The sequence below is a fragment of the Ruegeria sp. K7 genome (assembly GCF_056531785.1).
Genome location: NZ_JBQFMJ010000010.1, coordinates 1 through 21322 on the forward strand (window position 1 = coordinate 1; position 21322 = coordinate 21322).

The 21322-nt window shown below is 55.0% G+C and carries 18 protein-coding genes; 8 read left to right on the forward strand and 10 right to left on the reverse strand.

Features of this window, described 5'->3' with window-relative positions; genetic code table 11:
- The first annotated feature begins 109 nt into the window (after positions 1-109).
- Both maiA and ACR0FE_RS15625 read left to right on the forward strand, forming a co-directional pair.
- On the forward strand, positions 110-748 hold the full coding sequence (gene maiA / locus ACR0FE_RS15620) for a maleylacetoacetate isomerase (RefSeq protein ID WP_480913752.1): 639 nt from the start codon (positions 110-112) through the stop codon (positions 746-748).
- A gap of 92 nt (positions 749-840) precedes the next feature.
- On the forward strand, positions 841-1182 hold the full coding sequence (locus ACR0FE_RS15625; RefSeq protein WP_480913754.1) for a DOPA 4,5-dioxygenase family protein: 342 nt from the start codon (positions 841-843) through the stop codon (positions 1180-1182).
- Here ACR0FE_RS15625 and ACR0FE_RS15630 read toward each other — a convergent pair.
- Positions 1179-2807, reverse strand: a complete 1629-nt coding sequence (locus ACR0FE_RS15630; RefSeq protein WP_480913756.1) for an acyl-CoA synthetase — start codon at positions 2805-2807, stop codon at positions 1179-1181. The two genes, ACR0FE_RS15625 and ACR0FE_RS15630, sit on opposite strands and share 4 nt — an antisense overlap.
- Before the next feature lie 215 nt (positions 2808-3022).
- Here ACR0FE_RS15630 and ACR0FE_RS15635 point away from each other — a divergent pair, with 215 nt between their 5' ends.
- A complete protein-coding gene (locus tag ACR0FE_RS15635) occupies positions 3023-4414 on the forward strand; it encodes an aminotransferase family protein (protein WP_170616061.1) in 1392 nt (463 codons plus the stop codon).
- Positions 4415-4514: 100 nt separating this feature from the next.
- On the opposite strand, the gene ACR0FE_RS15640 is transcribed toward ACR0FE_RS15635, so the two are convergent.
- The 3 genes from ACR0FE_RS15640 to ACR0FE_RS15650 all read right to left on the reverse strand — a co-directional run bounded on the left by ACR0FE_RS15640 (position 4515) and on the right by ACR0FE_RS15650 (position 6979).
- Positions 4515-5228, reverse strand: coding sequence for a GNAT family N-acetyltransferase (locus ACR0FE_RS15640; protein ID WP_480913758.1), 714 nt, complete (start codon positions 5226-5228; stop codon positions 4515-4517).
- Between the two features lie 357 nt (positions 5229-5585).
- Entirely contained in the window at positions 5586-6005 is a 420-nt protein-coding gene (locus ACR0FE_RS15645; protein WP_480913760.1) for a DoxX family protein, read from the reverse strand.
- On the reverse strand, positions 5954-6979 hold the full coding sequence (locus ACR0FE_RS15650; RefSeq protein ID WP_170777056.1) for an AraC family transcriptional regulator: 1026 nt from the start codon (positions 6977-6979) through the stop codon (positions 5954-5956). Before ACR0FE_RS15650 ends, ACR0FE_RS15645 begins: the two co-directional genes overlap by 52 nt.
- A 180-nt stretch (positions 6980-7159) precedes the next feature.
- Here ACR0FE_RS15650 and ACR0FE_RS15655 point away from each other — a divergent pair, with 180 nt between their 5' ends.
- The 4 genes from ACR0FE_RS15655 to ACR0FE_RS15670 all read left to right on the forward strand — a co-directional run bounded on the left by ACR0FE_RS15655 (position 7160) and on the right by ACR0FE_RS15670 (position 11764).
- Positions 7160-8551, forward strand: coding sequence for an amidohydrolase family protein (locus ACR0FE_RS15655; RefSeq protein WP_170777057.1), 1392 nt, complete (start codon positions 7160-7162; stop codon positions 8549-8551).
- Positions 8552-8613: 62 nt separating this feature from the next.
- Entirely contained in the window at positions 8614-10005 is a 1392-nt protein-coding gene (locus tag ACR0FE_RS15660) for an amidohydrolase family protein (protein WP_170777059.1), read from the forward strand.
- A 71-nt stretch (positions 10006-10076) separates the two neighbouring features.
- The gene (locus ACR0FE_RS15665; protein WP_010438197.1) at positions 10077-10478 is read left to right on the forward strand and encodes a hypothetical protein; all 402 of its coding nucleotides are present in this window, start codon (positions 10077-10079) and stop codon (positions 10476-10478) included.
- A 62-nt stretch (positions 10479-10540) separates the two neighbouring features.
- On the forward strand, positions 10541-11764 hold the full coding sequence (locus ACR0FE_RS15670; RefSeq protein WP_480714083.1) for a carbohydrate porin: 1224 nt from the start codon (positions 10541-10543) through the stop codon (positions 11762-11764).
- Between the two features lie 261 nt (positions 11765-12025).
- Here the strand turns inward: ACR0FE_RS15670 and ACR0FE_RS15675 are convergent, their stop codons facing one another.
- Positions 12026-13768, reverse strand: coding sequence for an adenylate/guanylate cyclase domain-containing protein (locus tag ACR0FE_RS15675; protein WP_170555188.1), 1743 nt, complete (start codon positions 13766-13768; stop codon positions 12026-12028).
- 252 nt (positions 13769-14020) lie between these two features.
- Positions 14021-14653 carry a tyrosine-type recombinase/integrase gene (locus tag ACR0FE_RS15680; protein ID WP_170517499.1) on the reverse strand — a complete coding sequence of 211 codons (633 nt, stop codon included), beginning with the start codon at positions 14651-14653 and terminating at the stop codon, positions 14021-14023.
- Between the two features lie 208 nt (positions 14654-14861).
- On the opposite strand from ACR0FE_RS15680, the gene ACR0FE_RS15685 reads away from it, so the two are divergent.
- Positions 14862-16742 carry a tetratricopeptide repeat protein gene (locus ACR0FE_RS15685; RefSeq protein WP_170517502.1) on the forward strand — a complete coding sequence of 627 codons (1881 nt, stop codon included), beginning with the start codon at positions 14862-14864 and terminating at the stop codon, positions 16740-16742.
- A 328-nt stretch (positions 16743-17070) separates the two neighbouring features.
- On the opposite strand, the gene ACR0FE_RS15690 is transcribed toward ACR0FE_RS15685, so the two are convergent.
- From ACR0FE_RS15690 to pyk, 4 genes are all read right to left on the reverse strand, one after another.
- A complete protein-coding gene (locus tag ACR0FE_RS15690) occupies positions 17071-18363 on the reverse strand; it encodes a hypothetical protein (protein WP_170557790.1) in 1293 nt (430 codons plus the stop codon).
- Positions 18364-19015: 652 nt separating this feature from the next.
- Positions 19016-19381: a 50S ribosomal protein L20 gene (rplT, locus tag ACR0FE_RS15695; protein ID WP_152457001.1), complete on the reverse strand. Its 366-nt coding sequence runs from the start codon at positions 19379-19381 to the stop codon at positions 19016-19018.
- Between the two features lie 14 nt (positions 19382-19395).
- On the reverse strand, positions 19396-19596 hold the full coding sequence (gene rpmI / locus ACR0FE_RS15700; RefSeq protein ID WP_088632295.1) for a 50S ribosomal protein L35: 201 nt from the start codon (positions 19594-19596) through the stop codon (positions 19396-19398).
- Between the two features lie 182 nt (positions 19597-19778).
- Complete coding sequence (pyk, locus tag ACR0FE_RS15705; RefSeq protein ID WP_170616057.1) at positions 19779-21224, reverse strand: pyruvate kinase; 1446 nt, start codon at positions 21222-21224, stop codon at positions 19779-19781.
- Between the last annotated feature and the right edge of the window lie 98 nt (positions 21225-21322).

Below are 21322 nucleotides of genomic sequence, written 5' to 3' on the forward strand. Positions count from 1 at the left end.
GCACGCCGCCTGCTGAACTGGTCCCCACAGGTCTCCGTCAGGGACGGCCTCAACCAATTCAGCACATGGGCAAAAAAGGAGCAGGGGTGATTTGGCAGCGGAGACGAGGATGAGTAACGTCGTTCTTTATGACTACTGGCGGTCATCGGCCAGCTACCGGGTTCGGATCGCCCTTAATCTGGCTGGCATCCCCTATCGGTCGGAAGTCGTCGATCTGGTTGCGGGCGAACATAAATCCAACGCCCACCTGTCCCGGAATCCGCAGGGTTTCGTTCCTGTTCTGGAGATTGACGGCCTGCGGCTGACCCAGTCTCTGGCAATCCTTGAGTATCTCGATCAAACGCGAAATCTGGGGCTGCTGCCAGCTGACGCAGGCAAACGTGCCAAAGTTCAGGCCCTGGCGCATTCCATTGCCGTCGACCTGCATCCCGTCTGCAATCTTTCCGTCGCGCGCCATGCCACCACGCTGAGCGGCGGGGCCGGTGACATGCCCGGGGACTGGATGCGTCACTTCATTCGCCCCGGTCTGCTGGCGTTTGAAGACCTGCTGGGCGGGTTCGATCAAACCCCGTATTGCACCGGAGACGCGCCCGGTCTGGCCGATCTGTGTCTGATGCCGCAGATGTACAATGCGCGCCGCTGGCAGGTCGACCTGAGCGGAATGCCCCGAATCCTGCAAGTTGAGGCCGCGTGCACCAAACACCCGGCGTTTGCAGCGGCACATCCTGACGCGCACGCCCCAACCTAATTCAGCGCACAGTCTCTGTGTGTTTGGCAAGGATGGCTAGGAAGCCGTGCAGCCGGTACACTTTGGCCAGTGAATGATGATCGAGGCCCTATATGACTGAAATTACCGGCTATCACGCCCATGTCTATTTTGACGCGGATACACAGGAAACCGCCCGGCTTGTCTGTGAAGAAGCCGCGCGCCTGTTTCCCGTTCAGGTGGGCCGAATGCATGCGCGCAATGTCGGCCCCCACCCCCGGTGGAGTTGCCAGTTGGGCTTTGGGCCGGAGACATTCGACCAGGTCATTCCCTGGCTTATGATAAACCGCAGGGGTTTGACCGTGTTCACCCACCCCGAGACCGGCGACCATCTGAGCGATCACCGTGACCGCGCGATCTGGATGGGAGAGATGCTGCCTCTCGATCTGTCAATATTCGATGACGCCAGGACCTAAGAAAGCCCTCGCGCCTGATCACGCAGCTTGAATTTCTGGATCTTGCCGGTCGAAGTCTTGGGCAACGCGCCGAAAACTACCGTTTTGGGCGCTTTGAAATGGGCCATGTTGTCCCGGCAGAATGTGATAATTTCAGCCTCAGTTGCTTCCCTGCCCGGCTTCAGCTCGACAAATGCACAGGGTGTTTCGCCCCACTTGTCATCCGGGCGCGCAACCACTGCCGCCTCCATCACGGCGGGATGCTTGTAAAGGATCCCCTCAACCTCGACGGATGAGATGTTTTCGCCCCCCGAAATGATGATGTCCTTGGATCGGTCCTTCAACGCGACATAGCCGTCGGGATGCATCACCCCAAGATCGCCCGAAGCGAACCAACCACCCCGGAACGCCTTGTCCGTGGCATCCGGGTTTTTCAGGTACCCTTTCATCACGACGTTGCCCTGCATGAAAATCTCACCCATGGCTTCGCCATCGGCCGGAACAGGTTCCAGTGTTTCCGGATCCGCGACCATCAGGCCGGACAGCGCCGTGTATTTCACACCCTGCCGCACCTTCAGCGCAGCGCGTTCATCCGCGCCCCTCTCATTCCATTTCTCTTTCCACGCACAGACAACCGAAGGGCCATATGTCTCGGTCAGCCCGTAAACATGGGTCACTTCAACGCCCATGGCCTCCATCTTTTCGATGACGGCGGCTGGCGGCGGCGCACCGGCGGTCATCACCTTGATGGGATGATCAAAAACCTTGAGGTGGTCCGGGGCATTGGCCAGCATGTTCAGAACAATGGGGGCACCGCAGAAATGGGTCACTCTCTCCTCTCGGAACGCGGCATAGATCGGCTCATCCCGCACTGCACGCAGGCAGACCGAAACCCCGGCATTGGCCGCCATAGCCCATGGGAAACACCACCCGTTGCAGTGAAACATCGGCAGGGTCCACAGATACACCGAGTGTTTCGGCATGTCCCAGTCCAGAATATCCGATTGCGCGTTCAGGGCAGCACCTCTGTGGTGATAGACGACGCCCTTCGGGTTTCCGGTCGTACCGGAGGTATAGTTCAGCGTGATGGCGTCCCATTCATCTGCAGGCAACGACCAGTTGTAGTGCGGATCACCCGTGGCCAGAAAATCATCATAGGTCACTGATCCGATCTTTTCGCCACCGGCAAAACTTGGGTCTTCTATGTCGATGACCAAAACCTCGTGATCGACCTGTTTCAACGCCTCGTTGACCACGCCTGAAAACTCGGGATCCACCAGCAGAACCTTGGCTTCGGCATGGTTCAGGATGAACGCAACGATCGGAGTATCCAGCCGGGTGTTGATCGCGTTCAGCACTGCCCCTGCCATTGGCACGCCAAAATGCGCCTCGTACATTTCAGGCAGATTGGCCGCTATGATCGAGACCGTATCCCCCTGCCCGATTCCGTGCGCTGCAAGCGCGCCGGCAAGCTGGCGGCAACGCGTGTACGTTTCCTCCCAAGTATACCTGCGATCACCGTAAACCACGGACGGATAATCCGGATAAACCTGCGCCGTCCTTTCGATAAAGCTGAGCGGAGACAACGGTGTGTAGTTCGCGCCGCTTTTATCCAGATGGCGGGTATAGATGTTGGTGCCTGACATCCGCTGGTCCTCCCAATTCGTGCCGGTAGACTTCACCACAAAGACAGGGCTGTGCAAATCCGAAAAAATACGCTGGCGTATGCTCTGGAGATACGGGATGATGCGATCTGGCCCTATCTACAAAGCACCTTTCAAGGTGATCTGGGCCATCGGAAACACTTCCCGGAACAGGGCTGATTTCGCCGCCGGGCACTGCATTTTGGAAAGGACATGTCATGGACGGCACGTTCAACGAAAACGATCTTTCGCGCGTAGTCGAAGCCGACCGCGCCCATATCTGGCACCATCTGCTGCAGCATAAACCTTTTGAAACCAGTGACCCGCGCATCATTGTCGAAGGCAAGGGCATGCGCGTCTGGGACCAGAAAGGCAAAGAGCATCTGGATGCCGTGTCCGGCGGGGTCTGGACGGTCAACGTAGGCTATGGCCGCGAATCGATCTGCAAGGCGGTGTACGACCAGCTGATGAAGCTGTGCTATTTCGCCAATACCGCAGGTTCGATTCCCGGTTCGATCTTTGCTGAAAACCTGATCGAAAAGATGCCGGGGATGAGCCGCGTCTACTACACCAACTCGGGCTCGGAAGCGAACGAGAAAGCGTTCAAGATGGTCCGGCAGATCGCGCACAAGCGCTATGGCGGCAAGAAGACCAAAATCCTGTATCGCGACCGCGACTATCACGGCTCGACGCTGGCGACCATGTCGGCAGGTGGCCAGGACGAGCGCACCGCGCAGTATGGTCCGTTCGCACCTGATTTCGTGCGCGTTCCGCACTGCATGGAATACCGCAAGCACGAGCTGGATGGCGCGCCCGAGGAGAACTTCGGTGAATGGGCCGCGAACCAGATCGAAGAGGTGATCCTGCGCGAAGGTCCCGACACCGTTGGCGCGCTGTGCCTTGAGCCCGTGACCGCCGGTGGTGGCGTGATCGAAGCCCCCGAGGGATACTGGCAGAGGGTGCAGGAGATCTGCAAGAAGTACGACGTGCTGCTGCATATCGACGAGGTCGTCTGCGGCGTCGGCCGGACCGGCACATGGTTCGGCTATCAGCAATACGGAATCAAGCCGGACTTCGTGACCATGGCCAAAGGCGTTGCCTCGGGCTATGCGGCGATTGCCGTGATGGTCACCACCGAGGAAGTCTTTGACCTGTTCAAGGACGACGCATCCGATCCGCTGAACTACTTCCGCGACATCTCGACCTTTGGCGGCTGCACCGCAGGTCCGGCGGCCGCGATCGAGAACATGCGCATCATCGAAGACGAGAACCTGCTGGGCAACTGCACCGATATGGGCAACCGCATGATGGGCAACCTGCAGGCGCTGATGGAAAAGCACAAGGTTATCGGCGACGTGCGCGGCAAGGGCCTGTTCCTGGGTGCCGAACTGGTAACCGACCGCGCCACCAAGGACCCGATGGACGAGAAAAGAGTTCAGGCGGTCGTGGCCGACTGTATGGCGCAGGGCGTCATCATCGGGGCCACCAACCGCTCGATCCCCAGCCGCAACAACACGTTGTGCTTCTCACCCGCGCTGATCGCAACGGCAGATGACATTGACCAGATCACCGACGCCGTTGACGGCGCGCTGGGGCGTGTGTTCGGGTAAACAGACCTGAGGTGATACGCAAATTGAGCCGGCGCTTTTAGCGCCGGTTTTTTTTGACCACTATTTGGTTTCTTGTCAGCAAAAACCGCAGGGCCAGCCATTATTCGGAAAGCGCATCCAGATTGATTTTCATGAGAACAGCGTTTGCCGAGTTTCCAGCATCCCTTGCGCGATCATCTAACTGGAACCCGCTCGCCCGATAAAGGGCCAGAGCTTCGTGGTGGCGCGGCAGGGCGCTCAGCGTCATGGTTCTGAAGCCCATTTCCCGTGCCCGCCGTTTGAGTTCCTGGACCAGAGCCCGGCCTACCCCCAGCCCCCGCGCGGTTTCGCGAACGAACATCCTGTTCATTTCGCAAGTCCCCTCTCCGAGATCCTTCAACATCAGAATTCCGATCGCTTGCCCATTATTGACGGCAAGCAGGCATTCCCCTTTTGGCGGGCTGAAATGGATCAGCACATCTCGGATCTGCTCATCAAACTTCTGGTGTTTGAGGTAAACATCAATATCTGCCGCCATTTCCGGATAGCGTTCGCGCAGCCAGTCCGTGAACTCGTATGCCAACGAATAAACGGCATCTGCTTGTGTTTGGGTTCTGACAGCCTGAATTTCCAGCATCGCTCCCTCCAGAGCCCCAGCTTCAGCCCAGCATAAGACAAGAATTTCCCTGTCAGAAGGAGTTACTTTCTGGAGATGCCGAAAATGCACTGCAACGAGAAAAAAAGCCGCCCCAATGGGCAAGGCCTTGTGGTAAAATGTTGATGGGAGGTCAAAGTGGCCTCCCATTTCTGCTTCAAGGTTGAATTCGAATTTCAAACGGCATCCAGCTCGCCCAAATCAATGTTCTTACCGCTCTTTAGCTGGTCGTAGATCAGGTTCTTTAGCAGTTCCATTGCTTGCTTGTCAGATTTCATGAACAGCGTCTCTAGACCGTTGTTAGAAGGGTAATGTGCGGCTCTTTGCTTAATCCCCCTCTAAGCGATTTTCGGATAAGCAGCCGTTCAGGCAAAGCGCAGCGGAGCCAACGAGAGAGCCCAAAATTGACTGATGCTGCGCGAAACTCCAATGACAGCAATGCGCAGAAAGCGGACTTTGCAAAGTCGAGAATAAAGGCCCGTTGTGCACGTTCCATCGCTGTCCTGGGGCTGCCTGGCATCGGTCGGGTGGCTGTCGTTACAGCACGTTTAGAAGTTTCGAATACCCAGCGTTCAAAACAAGAGCCGCAAGCGTCCCTGTTATCGTCGCCGGTATACCGTGCTTCCAAGAATCGAACACTAGATGGCAGAATATCGCTCCGACAGATGTGCAGAGCAACGCTAGTGCTCCTAGCGGCCCGATCCAGGACGATTGAAACCAGATGGCGATTGCCCCGAAAAGTTCCCCGCATCCGACGAGGAACATAATCTGCCTGTTGAGGCCGTAGCTTTCGAACATGCCCAACTGGATTTCAAAGACCTTCTTTTGCCACCCAAAAATCTTGAAGGATGAAGCAAAGAGAAAAAATGCAGATAGAAGACCGATGGCGATGTTCAGGAGCAATGCTAGTCCTTCCGGTTTGATTTCTTGTAGGCTGCTGGAGATAGGCCCGTCCATTTACGGAAAGCTCTAGAGAAAGCTGTTGGGTCGGCATAGCCAAGCCGTTGCGCTGTCTCGCCGACGGATTTATTGTCATTTGCTAGCAGGCGTTCGGCTTCTTCCTGCTTAATGCGCGCGATCACTCGGGACGCCGTTTGACCGTAGGGTTCCAATCGGTTGTTCAGTGTTTCCTGATGAAATCCGCAAAGGTCCGCAAGCTCATCCACACCAAATCCTGAATCCGCAAGATGGACCCTGATCAGGCCTTCCAGTCCCGCAAGGAAATCCTGCGGGGCGGCCAGGTCCTCATCCATCACCCTGTAGTCTGGTGGGTTTTCCAGTGCCTCTGCTCGTAGTCTGTAACTTAACCAGCTGGAGGGAAACCTGATCGAAAAACCTTGAGGATTGCACTTGATTGCCCGAACGCCGTGAAAATGACTGGGCAGCGCATCCGGGTCATTGACGCGAAGAATGACTTGGTTGGGGTCCCACCTGAAATCCAGGACACGGTGCAACAGGGATATCCATATACTCGTCAGAAACGCATCGGTTTGGCTGGGAGAAACCGAAATTTGGAAGTTCCTTTTGGCACTGAAATATGCGTGCTCTCCTTCGACAAAGAGGGATTGCGTAACGGCATTGGATTCCTTGGAAACCGCTTGTGTGAACCTGGTAAAAAAGTCTCCCAATGTAAGGGCTTCTGCCAGCATATCGCCAAGCGGGAGAAATTTGACAAGATCGACGGATTGCCCGACCCGTGCGCAAAAATCCGGTGAAGTGGCTTCTGCCACGGCCTGATAGATCTGGTAGACGGTATCGTGGCGCAGGAAATTCTTCGGGTCCATTACCTGCGCTTCGTTCAACCCCAGAGGATCAAGAACAAACGCGGGTTCGACCCCCACTCTGCGAAGCGCTGCGACAATCGGACCCGCAACTGAAGCCCTGACGAGTGGCAGCGACTGATCCGTGTTATTACCAAGTCTTCTTGTCATCTCTTCTCCAGAAATTCGCAATATTCCCGAGTGTAGGAAATTCCCACAATAAAATTATGAAACCTTGCAGTTTCCCAAAACTATTTTTCTCGAACCGGAAATCTGTCAGGCATCAAGTTATTCGAATTCTATAATGACTCCTAATTGTGCCTTTTGCGATTCTTGATGATAGGAGCCCAAATGAACGAATGTCTGATGCGCATACTTGTTCCCGCAGTACTGGCTGCGAGCCATCTGTTTCCAACGCATGCCGCTTCACAGGAAGAAAGTTTCCCGATCCTTTTCACAAATGTTCATGTCTTTGACGGGGTGAACGAGGCGCGGATCGAGAACGCAAATGTTCTGGTCGTCGATAACCTGATCGCCGAAGTCTCAACTGAACCGCTGGCTGTCGCCAACGCCCAAATCATTGACGGTGGTGGGCGCACGCTGATGCCCGGAATGCACGACCAGCACGTTCATCTCTTGGTCTTCAATCCGCTCAGCGACGGATTGCGCCAAAACATCACTCCATTCCATCTTGGCGGCGTCGCCACTATCCGGTCCGAGCGCATTCTTATGAACGGGTTCACAACCGTGCGCGACCTTGGAGGACCGGCCAAGTCCATCGCCCGCATCATAGATACCGGAATGTTCCCCGGCCCGCGTATCTATTCCTCGGAAGCGTTTATCACCCAGACATCTGGCCATGCCGATTTCCGCAAGCTGAACGACCGACATCCCATATTGTCGGGTCAGGGGCCGTCGCATTGGGTCGACACCGAAATGAGCTTCATCGCCGACGGACCTGAGCAGGTCCGTATGGCCGTTCGTGAAAACCTGCGTCGCGGGGCAACCCAGATCAAGATCATGGTCAGCGGCGGGGTTACGTCCGAGTTCGACCCGCTGCACTCACTTCAATATCAGGCTGACGAGATCCAGATGGCGGTCAAGACCGCCGCGCAATGGGGCACCTATGTCACCTGCCATGTGTTCACCGAACAGGCGATCCGCAACTGCATCGACAATGGCGCCAAGACGGTTGAACACATCCCGTTCCTGACCAAAGAGGCTGCCGAGGTTATGGTCGAAAAGCAGATCATGTTCGCGACGGCTGTGGCCCCGGTCTACTCGGTGACCACCGAACAGGCGGAAGCCTTTTACACGCCGGCGTCCTTCAAGAAATGGAAAAGTGTGCGGGATGCCGCGGCCAATATGATCGAAGTGATCCAGACAACGCCGGGTATGATCGACCTGTACACACTGGGTACAGACCTTGTGAACAACTGGGACCAGACGCTTGAGCAAGACAAGAAAATGAACGACGAAATCGGGTATCTGCACGAAGCGGGCTTCAGCCCGTATGACGTAATGCGCATCGCAACTTCAAACGGCGCGCGCATGAACCGCCTTACAGGTTTGAACAATCCTTATCAGGACGGCCCACTGGGTGTGGTTGAAGAGGGTGCGTACGCCGATCTTCTATTGGTCGATGGGAACCCGCTGGAGGATATCCTGCTGCTGTCCGATCCCGACACCAATCTAAAGATCATCATGAAGGATGGCGTGATCTACAAGAACACACTCGACTGAGTGTCGCGTGGGGTGAACTTACCTCGGCACCCCGCGCACCAAATTTTAAGGGAGAGAAGGACATGAGTATTTCGACAAATACAGCTGCCGTCGCGAGCCTGGTTTTTTGCACGGCCACTGCCGTGTTTGCACAGGATACCCAGCCGCAAACCCTGTTCACTAACGTCAATGTCTTTGACGGTGTGAATGAGGCGCGGATCGAGAACGCCAGCGTTCTGGTTGAAGGCAACTTGATCAAAGAAGTTTCCACCGAGGCCATCGACGCGCCTGGCGCGACAGTTGTGGATGGAGGTGGTCGCACATTGATGCCCGGGCTGATCGACAGCCACGTCCACCTGAACCTGACCGGTCTTTTCACAAGCTTTGGCGGCGCGGAGTATGCGAATTGGGACGGCGTCGGCGCGATGGCGGTCGCGAACGCGCGTGATTACCTTATGGATGGTTACACAACGGTTCGCGATGCCTGTGGCCAAGGCGATGCGATGAAAAAGCTGATCGATCAGGATATCCTTGTCGGGCCACGGATTTACCCGAGCGGTGCGTGCATCGGTCCACAATCTGGTCACACGGACTGGCGCAGCCCTCGTGCCCGGGCTGAAGGTGGCCCCGTCGCACAGGTGGAAGAACTCAATCTCGCGGTCGTTGCAGACGGCGTAGACGAAATCAGAACGGCCGCGCGCAGGAACCTCAGCTATGGGGCCACGCAAATCAAGCTAACCGTCGGCGGCGGTGTTTCCTCGGAATTAGACCCGCTTTGGTCTGTGGGATACGGCGTGGAAGAGATCAGGGCGGCCGTAGAGGTCGCAGCCTTTTTTGATACTTACGCCTTTACGCATGCATACACGGACGAAACTGTCCAAATGGCACTGGATGCGGGCGTCAAGGTCATTGAACACGGCCAGATGGTCACAGAAGAAACCGTGAAGCGCATGGCTGATGAAGGAATATTCTGGTCCCTCAACACCGCCGGGTTCTCACCGATCCTGTTTGAGCACCCCAACTTTGCACCGGGTACGCCGGCAGGCATCAAGCTTGCGGTTGCACATGACCAAAGCAAGGATCTCATCGCGCTTGTCAAGAAATACAAACCCAAGGTCGTGCACAACGTTGATACAGTACTGTCAACGCTCGATCAGGGCCGTGCCCATCGCGATTTCGAAAAGTACCAGTTTGCTGATTGGTTCGGCAATCATGCCATGCTGGTCTCCGCTACGTCGACCGCGGGCGAACTGGCGCAGCTGACTGGCCAACGTAATCCTTATCCGGAGCAGTTGGGGGTGATCCAAGAAGGAGCCTACGCCGATATCCTGATCGTCGATGGCAACCCGCTGGAAGATCTTTCTGTCTTGGGCGCCCAACCGAAATGGTTTGACGCGGAACCGCGTGAAGAAGGTTTCGACACCATCCGTGTCATCATGAAGGACGGCAAATTCTACAAGAATACGCTGGAATAAAAGGAAAGTGGGGTGGTCTATCTTTGATAACCCACACTTCAGCCAAGAAACCTTCCCTGAAAGGAAAGACTGTGAAACATCTCAGCCTTGGCGTCTTTATGGCGATCTGTGGTTCAATTGCCGCAGCTGAAGACGCCGAAAGCATGCGTACGTTTTTGTTCATTGGCACGTCCAATAGCACCGCTTGGGAAATGCAGATCGCCAATCCGGGGGATCGCGCAGCCTCGGTGAAGGGAGGGATCGAAGCGCTCGGTGGAGAGCTTTTGAGCTATTACTGGGGACTTGGGAACGGGAAGAACTACATCACCGTCTCCCTGCCAGATGACCCTACCTTTATCCAAGCCTTCTATGTCAGCCGCCTCGGCGATGGCCTGCTTGATGATTACCAGATGATCGAGTTGATGAGCAGCGCCGACATGGCTGCGGCGCTGGAACGTGTTTCCGAAATAAAAGCTGTGGATGATGTAAAGTGATTGGAGTTTTGTCGCACCAGAGATCGTACCTTCCATCACGACCGACCCTTTCCACCGCGTTATTGAGCGCCTTTGCACTATTTGCCGGTGCTGCTGACGCACAGGAAAACGCTGGTCAGGCCAAACTGGAGGCCGCAGCCCAGGTATCGTTGGGTGGTCCGGGATCAGCCAGCGCGCAGCAGGAGCAAGACAGGTTGCGCCGGCTGGAAGATTCGCGTTGGCCCGGTTTGGACCGTGCCATTGATCCAGCCGAGAACGCTTTGGGTCGATTTCGGGAAAACACCGGATTAGCCCTCAGCTTCGACTATCAGGCGCTATACCAGCGCAGTTCTCACAGCCTGACCGGGCAAGACGGATCTGCATCCGGTCAGCTCAGGATGATCGGGACGTGGGAATTGGCAAACCGGGGTGGTGAAAACCCGGGTAGCCTTGTCTTTATTCTGGAGAACCGACACCGGTTGGGCCAGTCCATTGCACCCTCCGCACTGCCTGCGCAAATTGGATATCAAGGGGCAACTGCGGTCACGTTTGGGGACACAAACACGACCTTGTCGGTAGCTTACTGGCAACAAGCCTTCGCAAACGGACGCGGAGGAGTGGTGGCGGGTCGGATCGATCCGGGCGACTACTCTGACATTCTGGGTTACGTGAACCCACGAACGACCTTTTCGAACTATTCAATCCTGTTTAGCCCGGTGCTGCCAATCCCCGATCCCGGCTTTGGTGTCACGGTCGGCGGCTATCTGACGGATCAGATTTACGCGTTAGGGGTGGTGAGCGATGCCAATGGGTCTCTCACAGACATTGAGTGGTTTTCCGGGGGTAGCGAATTCTACAAATACGCCGAGATCGGCTGGACGCCCGAAAAATCAAAACGATTTCTGACAAACGTTCATCTGGGGATGTTTCACACGGATGCGCGCCAACAAGTTGGCGTACCGGAAACATATGGAGCCACACTTTCTGCCAACCATACATTCGACAACCAACTGATGATCTTCGGACGGCTGGGATGGTCCAATGGCGGCGGTGCGTTGGCCAGGCGTGCAGTCAACGCAGGCTTGATGTGGCGACCTGGCACCTATGATGATCTCCTTGGCATAGCGGCCACTGTTGCCGACCTGACGACACCAGGATTGCCCAATCAAACGACACTTGAAGCTTTCTACCGTTTGGACCTGGCCGACAATCTGGCACTGACGGCAGACGTGCAATACCTGAAAAATCCCGGATCAAACTCGAACGACCCGCTGGTCTTGGGACTGAGACTGAGGGTCAATCTTTGATGCATGCCGGGTAGCAAATTCCGTTCGGGCTTCATTTTGGCCGGAACGGGCGGGGGCGGCAAGTGAGTGGGTCGCCCCCAACTATTAGGGCAATCGTAGGCTCGGCCGTAGCAAGCAGAACAGTACGAAATCTCCGCATCTCGAAAATTGCAAAGTCTAGTTTCGAATGTCCGGTTTGGGCTGCCATCGGCCGAAAAAACAGGGCGCAGAGAAACGCGTAATTGAGGCCGCGGCGGTAGGACAAAAGAGTAAAGGTCGGCGTCAGCCGGTCATACCTGCCGCCCGTAGCCCATTGGTGAGAAGTTTAAAATCATCCGGTCGCCGCCACATAGACCGAAACCCGCGAGTAAGGCTATCTAACGTATCATCCTCAACCACAATACCTCGACTTGTGAACTCATCGTGACGTTCAGAAACAAATTCTTGCAATGCGTCAGAGGCGTCTCGCTCCCGTTTGAGCTGCGCGTAGGAGGCGGCGACAAATGCTGTGGCCAACGAGTTAAGCCGCGCTGCTCCCATTAGAAAACTAAGCGCTGCTTCAAAGTTGCCGTTGAAAAATTCGACCTGCCCCATAATCCAGTCGATGGCAGGCGGATGTAGCGGGTCCAGCGCCATCGCTTCCGAAACTACTTCGCGCGCCTTTTCGTGCAAGCCGAGCAATAGGAAAGCGTAGCCGCACCATGCCATCGACTCCGCCTCGTTTTCTATCATGGAAAGTGTCTTGTTGAATTGTGCCTCTGCCTCATCCCAAAGGCCAGCACAGAGATAGGAAAAACCAAGTTGGTCCTGAATGTAGACGTCCCGGTTATCCAGTGCCACGCCCTTTCGGGCAATTTTCAAAGTGTGGGCCGGTGCGTCAGCGTCCGCCAGCCCAAGCCACAAATCTATGACATATGTATCTGAAAGATACATATAAGATCGCGCGATGGTCGGATCGAGTGCGACCGCTCGTTCCAACAACGCTCTCGCCTTGGCCGTATCTCGTGCGTTCAGACCATCGCGTAGCGCCTTGCCCTTGAGCATCAGTTCATAGGCCTTCATCTGATCCGTTGGTTTCTGTGTCGAACGGTCGACGACATCGTGCTGGACCCTGCCCGGCAACACTGCGACGATATTTCGAGCCACTTCGTCTTGAACCGCCAGAACGTCTTCCAGTTCGTGGTCATATCGATCCGACCAGAGTTGAGTGCCCGTACCCGCGTCAGCGAGCTGTACCGAGATTCTCACGCGACTGCCGACCTTTCGCACGCTGCCTTCAACCAGGTAATCAGCGCCGAGAGCCTCCGCGATTTTGGCCGGATCTGTGTCCTGTGTCCGGAACCTGAAAGACGCATTTCTGGAAACAACCTTAAGCGTCCGAAAACGCGATAAACCCACAATAATGTCTTCCGCAATCCCGTCGCTGAAGAAGGCCTGCTCGGGGTCATCGCTCATGTTGTGCAGTGGCAAGACCGCAATAGTGGCTGTTCCTGACGATTCAGGCCGATCCGGTTTAGCGCATACAGCGCTTGACCCGCCAATGCGCCAAGCATGTACCGGTTCGGCAACGTTCTTTACTGTGTGCTGACCAGCATCCTCCCAAGCAACCGGTATACGATTTCCGACCACACGATATACGGCGTCCGACACCAACACACCGCCCGGTGGGGCAAGCTGCTCCAGTCTCGACGCCAGGTTCACACCGGAACCAAAAACATCTCCGTCGCGCATGATTATATCCCCAAGAGTAACGCCAATACGAAATTGGAGAGGGTCCTTACCTGCCGCTGATGCGTTTTGCCATTCAACCGCGCAGGAAACGGCGTCGACTGCGCTGTCGAAGCTGGCGAGCAGACCGTCACCCATCTGTTTGACGATGCGACCGTAATACCGACCGACAAGCGGAGCAGCAATATCGTCAATGTGCGCTGAAAGGACTTCGAGCGTGCCTTTCTCGTCCCGCTCCATCCGAGCGGTAAAGCCGACAAGGTCAGCAATCAGGATGGCCGCTAGCTTTCGCTCCACGTGTTGTCCTCCTTTCTGTTTAATACTGGTCGCTAAGTGTTTAGACCATGCGAAAATGAACAGGGTCGGTTTCTGACCTTGCTTGAAGTCGGTTTCAGCGTTGGGGAACTATGCCATTTGTCTGCGCGAAAGGCTTGGAGGACAAACAGCCGAGTTGTCCTCGCCTTGAGTTGCGCCATGTCCGCTTTGGGGCTGAAAATTCTACTCTCGGGGTTCGCGCAAAAAAAGGCCGCTCGAAAGCGGCCTGATAGATTAAACCTCGGTGGCTTCCGCGATGGCGAGTGCGTCTTCGATGTCTACACCCAGGTAACGCACTGTACTGTCCATCTTGGTGTGACCAAGCAATAGCTGCACGGCTCGCAAGTTACCTGTTCTACGATAAATCTGCGCCACTTTTGTGCGTCGCATTGAATGGGTCCCATACTGACTGGGATCAAGCCCAACCGAAGCGACCCATGACTGAACCAACCTCGCGTACTGACGAGTAGAAATATGCAGCCGATGCTGAAAACGCCCTGGCCACAAGTACTCGGATCTTTTCATTGCAGGTTGTTTCAGCCAATTCAAAAGCGAGTTTCTCGTACCACTACTAATTTCAAAACGAACGGGTATCTTTGTCTTGCTTTGGTTGACAGACGCGCGTTCCTTTACTTGTCCAGCGGCAAATACGTCTGCAACTTTCAGGCGAACAAGATCGCAACCACGGAGCTTACTATCTATTGCTAAATTGAAGAGTGCTAAGTTCCTATAATCTTCTGAAATTTCTAAGCGAACGCGTATTGCCCAGACATGCCTTGGCAAAAGCGGGCGCTTCTGGCCAATAACCCGACCTTTGTTCCACGCAGATCGGCCAACTCGAATGACGGGTAGATTTAAAGCTTGCATGACGAATACTCCACACCGCCACGCACCACCTCATCGCCCACACAGTGTCAGCGTCTATTGGTTACCATGCTTGGTCTCCGTCATGAAAAATCTGACTTTGTCGAAGCCTGACCGGCGCCACAAATATGCGATTTGGTATAGGGCGAATAGCAGAACTATGGATTCAAGAGATCAGGATGGATAATCTTCGGCGTAGGGGAGAACGGAAGTGGAACGCCGCCTTACCACTATCTTGAGTATTGACGTCGTGGGTTACTCGCGGCTGATGGAACGCGATGAGGCAGCGACGCTGGCTGCACTAAAGTCGCATCGGCTGGAACTCATTGACCCCTTTGCGGCGAGTTTTGGCGGCAAGACAATCAAGCTAATGGGTGATGGTGCGCTGCTGGAGTTCGAAAGCACCGTACAGGCAATGAAATTTGCCGTTTCTGTTCAAAACGAAATGCTTTCTCGAAATTCGGACGTTCCAGAAAGCGAACGAATTGTGTTTCGGATCGGCATCAATATCGGAGATGTGATTGCCGAGGATGGAGACATTTATGGTGATGGCGTCAATGTCGCCGCTCGACTTGAAGGCTTGGCTGAGCCCGGAGGTATTTGCATTCACCGCAGCGTAAGGGACCAGGTGCAGGACAAGCTGGATCTGAATTTCGAGGATCTGGGTGAGACCGAAGTCAAGAACATAGAGAGACCAGTCCGAGCCTTCGAAGTCGTTCTGGATGACAAGGCCAAGGCTTTGGCTATTTCAGAGCCAGTTGTGCATACGAAACCACACATGTCCAAGTGGGCGCCAACTCTAATCGGTGCAGCATGCATCTGTTTGGTGCTGGTTGCGGTCATATGGTGGCGATCCAGAGATGTGGCACCCCTGACCGAACAAGAGGAGTTGGCGCTTGCCATCCCAGACGAACCGTCCATCGTCGTTTTGCCCTTTGAGAACCGCTCAACAGTTGAAGAGGTCGGCTATCTGGCAGAAGGTTTTGGAACAGCAATCACGACGCAGCTTTCGAAGTTTCCACAGCTATTTGTGATTGCTGGTTCTACTTCGATTACCTTTGCGGACAGCTTGGTCAAACCGCGAGAAATTGGTCGAGAGCTCGGTGTGCGATATGTTTTGTCAGGTAGCGTTCAGAGCGTTGGCGAGAATATTTCGATTAACTCAACACTGATAGAGACAGAGTCGGGGCACGCTCTATGGTCGGAACAATATGACGTTGGCGTCGAAGAATTGTTTTCCGCTCAGGCCGACCTTATTCGGGAAATCGCATCCACCCTGAAAATAGTAGTTGAGGAAGAAGAAATCGCGTCGCTTAGGAAACGGCCAACCGATGATCTAGAAGCGTATGAACTTTTTCTGAGGGCTGTCGCCAAAAGCAAGCTGCTGAATACTGCGAGTCGGAAAGAGGCAATAGAACTTCTGGAACGAGCAATAGTGCTCGATCCAGACTACCTTTCTGCCCATATTGAACTGAGCGGTCGCTATCTTAGCCTTTGGCGCTTTGGTGGGTCGGACGATCCAGAAACCGCGCTGAACAAAGCCCGCAGGCACGCACAGCGTGCGTTAGAACTGGATCAATCGGACTATCGCGTTCAACACCGCTTGGGCCAGCTACATTTGTTTGCAGACCACGATCATCAACTCGCGTACCAGGCATTTCAGCGGGCAATAAGGGAGAACCCCAATGATCCTGAGGTCCTATATGGTATGGGCTTTTTAAGGTCGCTTATGGGTGAGCCAGCCGAAGCGATTGAGTGGAACAACAAGGCAAAAAAGGTCAACCCACGTTATCCCGGCTGGTACAATTTTAACGCGGCCCTTTCTCAATTCCTAGTCAGAGATTACGAACAGGCAATTCTGCTGGCAAAAACCGGTGTCTCAACTTATCCAAAGTCGCTTCCTCCGCGCCGAATCTTGGTTGCAACCCTTGCTGAAATGGGACGTCTGGAAGATGCTCAGGTTGAAGCAAAGAAATTACTCGAAATCCGGCCGGACTTCCGTGTTTCTACACACAGAAACACACCCTTTATGCATACTGAGGACCAGGACCGGTATTTTGGTGCGATGGTTGCTGGTGGATTGCCCGAATAACAAGGTTTTCAAAACCCCGAATACTGGCTGTATGCGCGGTTTCCCCAAGCGTTCGCCTGCTTTGTCTCAAGGCATAGTTGATGCAAAGCTCGATTTTGAATGTCCGCTTTGGGCTGAGACCGGTCCTCAACAACCATTGAGCCTATGGCAACTTTGTCCGCGTCTTTCCAATTCGTGGACCGTGCAGCGAAGGTCAGCTCTGGTGCCGTTTCAGAGTTCTGTAAACAGTTGAAAGCCATCAGGGCGGTCAGTTTGTGGATACCAGTCGCGATAACCCAATCGAAGTTTTTGGCATTTCGCTACTTAGAACACTGGGTCGCTTGACGTGTTAAAACGCAAATAGGTCTCGCTCATAAACAAAACCCTTGGCGAGCCCAATCTTCATGGCTGGTGTATCCTTAGCTTTGTTCATCAGGTTCGTATAGTTGTGGGCAAACCTCAGAATATCGACCATTTTCGAAACCATGACGGGGTTGTAATATTGCTTATAGTACCAGAGCCGACCGCGTCCAGAAGATACCAGACCGCGTTCAAAACCCATGATCTTCGTTCTGGCCCGCGCATGATACATATCAACGGGATGAGTCCCGGACCTCACAGCGAACTGGGCAATTTGAGTATAGTTCAAGTCATTTGGGTTCGTTTTGAAGATTACGCGCTTCTCAGGTTCATTGATGAAATGGAACGGATATAGCAGCCCCTCATCCCTGCTTTCTCGTTCGCCGAAATAATTCATCAATTCGTGCAGATAGTCCTCTGGCGGGCGTTGCTGCAATAAGGAGCGCACTAAAACTTCCATGACACCGTCTTGCTTCCTGGGTGACACCGGATCGCCTGTACCCAGAACGACGTTTGAGCGATCAAGAGCTCTCTGAAGTCTGCTGTATTCCTTGTTTCCTTCTGCGACCAACGCCTTTCGCTGGTCCGTCACCAGATATTTCGTAATTGCGATATCCGCAATTCTGACACGCTTGGCCTTTACTTCATTTGCAAATACAGCTGCGTATGCAGCAGAAAGGCCAGCATCACGGTCAGTTGAAAAATTCAACTTTGCATACTTGCTCCCCAGCTTTTTCTTGACCAGCATGATATGGGCGAATTCAGCTGCGTCCTGTCTTACCCTTGCTGCTTTCTCCAGAAGCTTCACATCTTCCTCGGATGCCGTGAAGGCTCCCTTCTCCGTCCCGCCTCGGGACTTGTTCAAAGCATCATGCTTATCACGCAGATTTTTTAAGTATTCGGTCGCAAACCAGACCCTCGCATTTTCTCTCATTGAGCGGGGCTTTTCTAGGTCACCTACAATTTCCATGACCTTTTCAATTGCCGCTGGCTGAACGTCGGGATCTACATCTGTTGTAGAGGCGACCACGTAATTACTGTCACGCGCGACAGTGCAGATATGGCGAACTTCAACAGCCTTTCGAACTCCCCTGTCCGGCCAATTTACCTGAAGAATTTGCGTATCAGTGGCGAAGTAGGGTGATTGACCCGCAATGGCACTTGGTAACAGCCTTTCTCGTTCGGCAGCAAAGGCTTGGCACTGCACATGAATAAAGTCGATCTTGCGGTAAACTTCTGCCGGCTGGACATCCAGTGTCCGGCAAATCGCAGAGATCGTCATTCCATTAACAATACTCCTCAGAACTTTCCCATTCAGATCGCTGCGGAAATGACGTCTGCTTGACTTACCCAAAGAGAAGGTTTTCTTGCAAGCTTTACATTGAAACCTCGGGTCGCCCTTTGCGGTCTTGCCAAACTTTCTGTAGCGGCTAGGCATAAGTGAAATTGTCGCCCCATGATTGATTCATGCAACACTTGGACAACGTTCACGTTTTGTTCTCCTATGCGGTCGAGACAGTCTCGCATACTCTTCGAAAATAGCCTTGTTGGATTTTACGATGCTGGATCGGTCGCAAGCGGGGCAAACAAAGGTTCGCTCATCACCAGAACCGATTACGCGGCCTCGTCCGATGTTCGAACCTGGTTGGGAGCGTCGACCTCGACCATCCCTGCGGTCGGGTAGAACGCCGAACATTTCGCAAACTGGGTTGCGACAAAAATTGACTGAATAGCCGCCAACAAGCCGAGGTAGGCGATATCGCTCCTGCCTCGCAGCTTTTTGCGAGAGGTCCGACAAGTTAGGCAAACAACATCCCCTTAATATTCAACGAAAACACCCAGCAGGCTAGCCGCTGGGTGGGATATCGTCAACATTTAGCTACAAGGCCTTGCCCAATGGGACGGCCCTTTATTCACTGTCTCTTTTCAGAGGATCAGGCAGTCAGAGCAGCCTGAGCTTTGGCTACGATCGCGCCGAACGCTTCCGGTTCGTGCACGGCCAGGTCGGCCAGAACTTTGCGGTCCACTTCGATACCGGCCAGGTTCAGGCCGTTGATGAAGCGGGAATATGTCAGTGCTTCGTCATGCGAACGGACAGCAGCGTTGATACGCTGGATCCACAGCGCGCGGAAGTTGCGCTTGCGGTTCTTACGGTCGCGGGTTGCGTACTGGTTGGCCTTGTCGACGGCCTGACGGGCAACCTTGAAGGTGCTCTTGCGGCGGCCATAGTAACCTTTGGCGGCCTTGATAACCTTCTTGTGACGGGCGTGAGTTACGGTTCCACCTTTAACGCGGGACATCTCTTAATCTCCTCTTAGCGGTCGTAGGGCATGTAGCCCTTGACGATCTTGGCGTCGGGGGCGGACAGGGTGGTGTTGCCACGGGCGTCGCGGATGAATTTCTTGGTCCGCTTGATCATGCCGTGCCGTTTGCCGGCCTGGCCAGCAAGGACCTTACCGGTCGCAGTCACCTTGAAGCGCTTCTTGGCGCTCGCTTTTGTCTTCATCTTAGGCATTTCCGTCTCCTTTTCCGGGTTCGGTTTCAAACGCGACTCGGCATGCCATCTCGGCCGGTCACGCGATCAGAAGCGCCGTTTACGCAAGTTCCGCCATACTGGCAAGGGGGTTTCGACCAGAATCTTCGCTTTTCCGGCCCGGCTCAGGCACCCCGGCGACATGCCGGGGCATCGTTATGTCTTCAACCGGGGTCAGTGTTGTAGATCAGCCGTTCGTCACAAGGGGCAATGCGCAGGATATTGGTGGTGCCCGGCACGTTGAACGGCACCCCTGCGGTAACCACGATCTGATCGGACTCGGACGCAAACCCACCGGCGCGGGCAGCACGGGCCGCGTTGACCACCGCACCTTTGAACCGCTCAAGCTCGGGCGTCATGACACAATGGCAGCCCCAGCTCAGGCACAGGCGCCGTGCCGTGCCTCGGGCCGGCGTCATGGCGATGATCGGAACACCGGGGCGCTCACGGGCGGTCAGCAAGGCTGTTGTGCCGCTTTGGGTAAAGCAGCAGATGGCCTTGATATCCGTCTTTTCAGCAATCTCGCGGGCGGCGGCAACGATACCATCGGCGATCGTCGTCCCCTTGGCCGAACGCGAGGCCGCGATGATCTGCGTGTAAGTCGGGTCGGCCTCGACCTCGATGGCAACCTTGTTCATGGTCTGAACCGCCTCGACGGGGTAATCCCCGGCAGCGGATTCCGCGCTGAGCATGATGGCATCGGTACCCTCATAGATCGCCGTGGCCACGTCCGAAACTTCGGCGCGCGTCGGCATCGGGCTTTCGATCATGCTTTCCAGCATCTGCGTGGCCACAATCACCGGCTTGGCCGCGGCCCGGCATCTGCGTACCAGTCGTTTCTGGATCGGGGGCACAGCCGACACCGGCAATTCAACGCCCAGATCGCCGCGTGCGACCATGATCCCATCAGACGCATCAAGAATGTCCTCGAATGCCTCGACAGCGGCGGGCTTTTCGATCTTGGACAGGATCGCGGCACGGCCATCGGCCAGCGTGCGCGCCTCATAAACGTCCCGTGCCCGCTGCACGAAGCTGAGCGCCAGCCAGTCCACGCCCAGTTGGCAGACAAATTCCAGATCGTCACGGTCCTTGGCCGAAAGGGCCGCCAGTGGAAGCACCACGTCCGGCACGTTCACCCCCTTGCGGTTCGAGATCGTACCGCCGACCTCGACCGTGCAATTGGCGAAATCCTGACCGCAATCGGCAACGATCAGGCGAATTTTGCCATCGTTGACCAACAGGCGCGCACCGGGTTCCAGTGCGGCGAAAATCTCGGGATGCGGCAGGCAGACACGCTCAGCGTCACCAGGCGCCGGATCCAGGTCCAACCGGAACGCGGCCCCTTCCTGCAATTCCTCTTCGCCATTGCCGAAAACACCGACCCGCAGCTTCGGGCCCTGAAGATCGGCCAGAATCGCGATCGGGCTTTCCAGATCCTTTTCCACCTGCCGGATGATCCGGTGCCGTTCGCGGATTTCGTCATGGCTGCCGTGGCTCATGTTCAGGCGGAAGACATCCGCTCCGGCTTCGTGCAGGGCGCGAATGGTGTCATAGTCGTTGGACGCCGGCCCCAGCGTCGCCACGATTTTCACATTTCTCAGGCGTCGCATCGGTCTTGCTCTCCTCGATGACTCAATGTTACCGCAAACAGTGCTTGGATGTGCTTATTGCGCAATTCCCTTTCCGAAGCAACTGCCCTACACCTGCG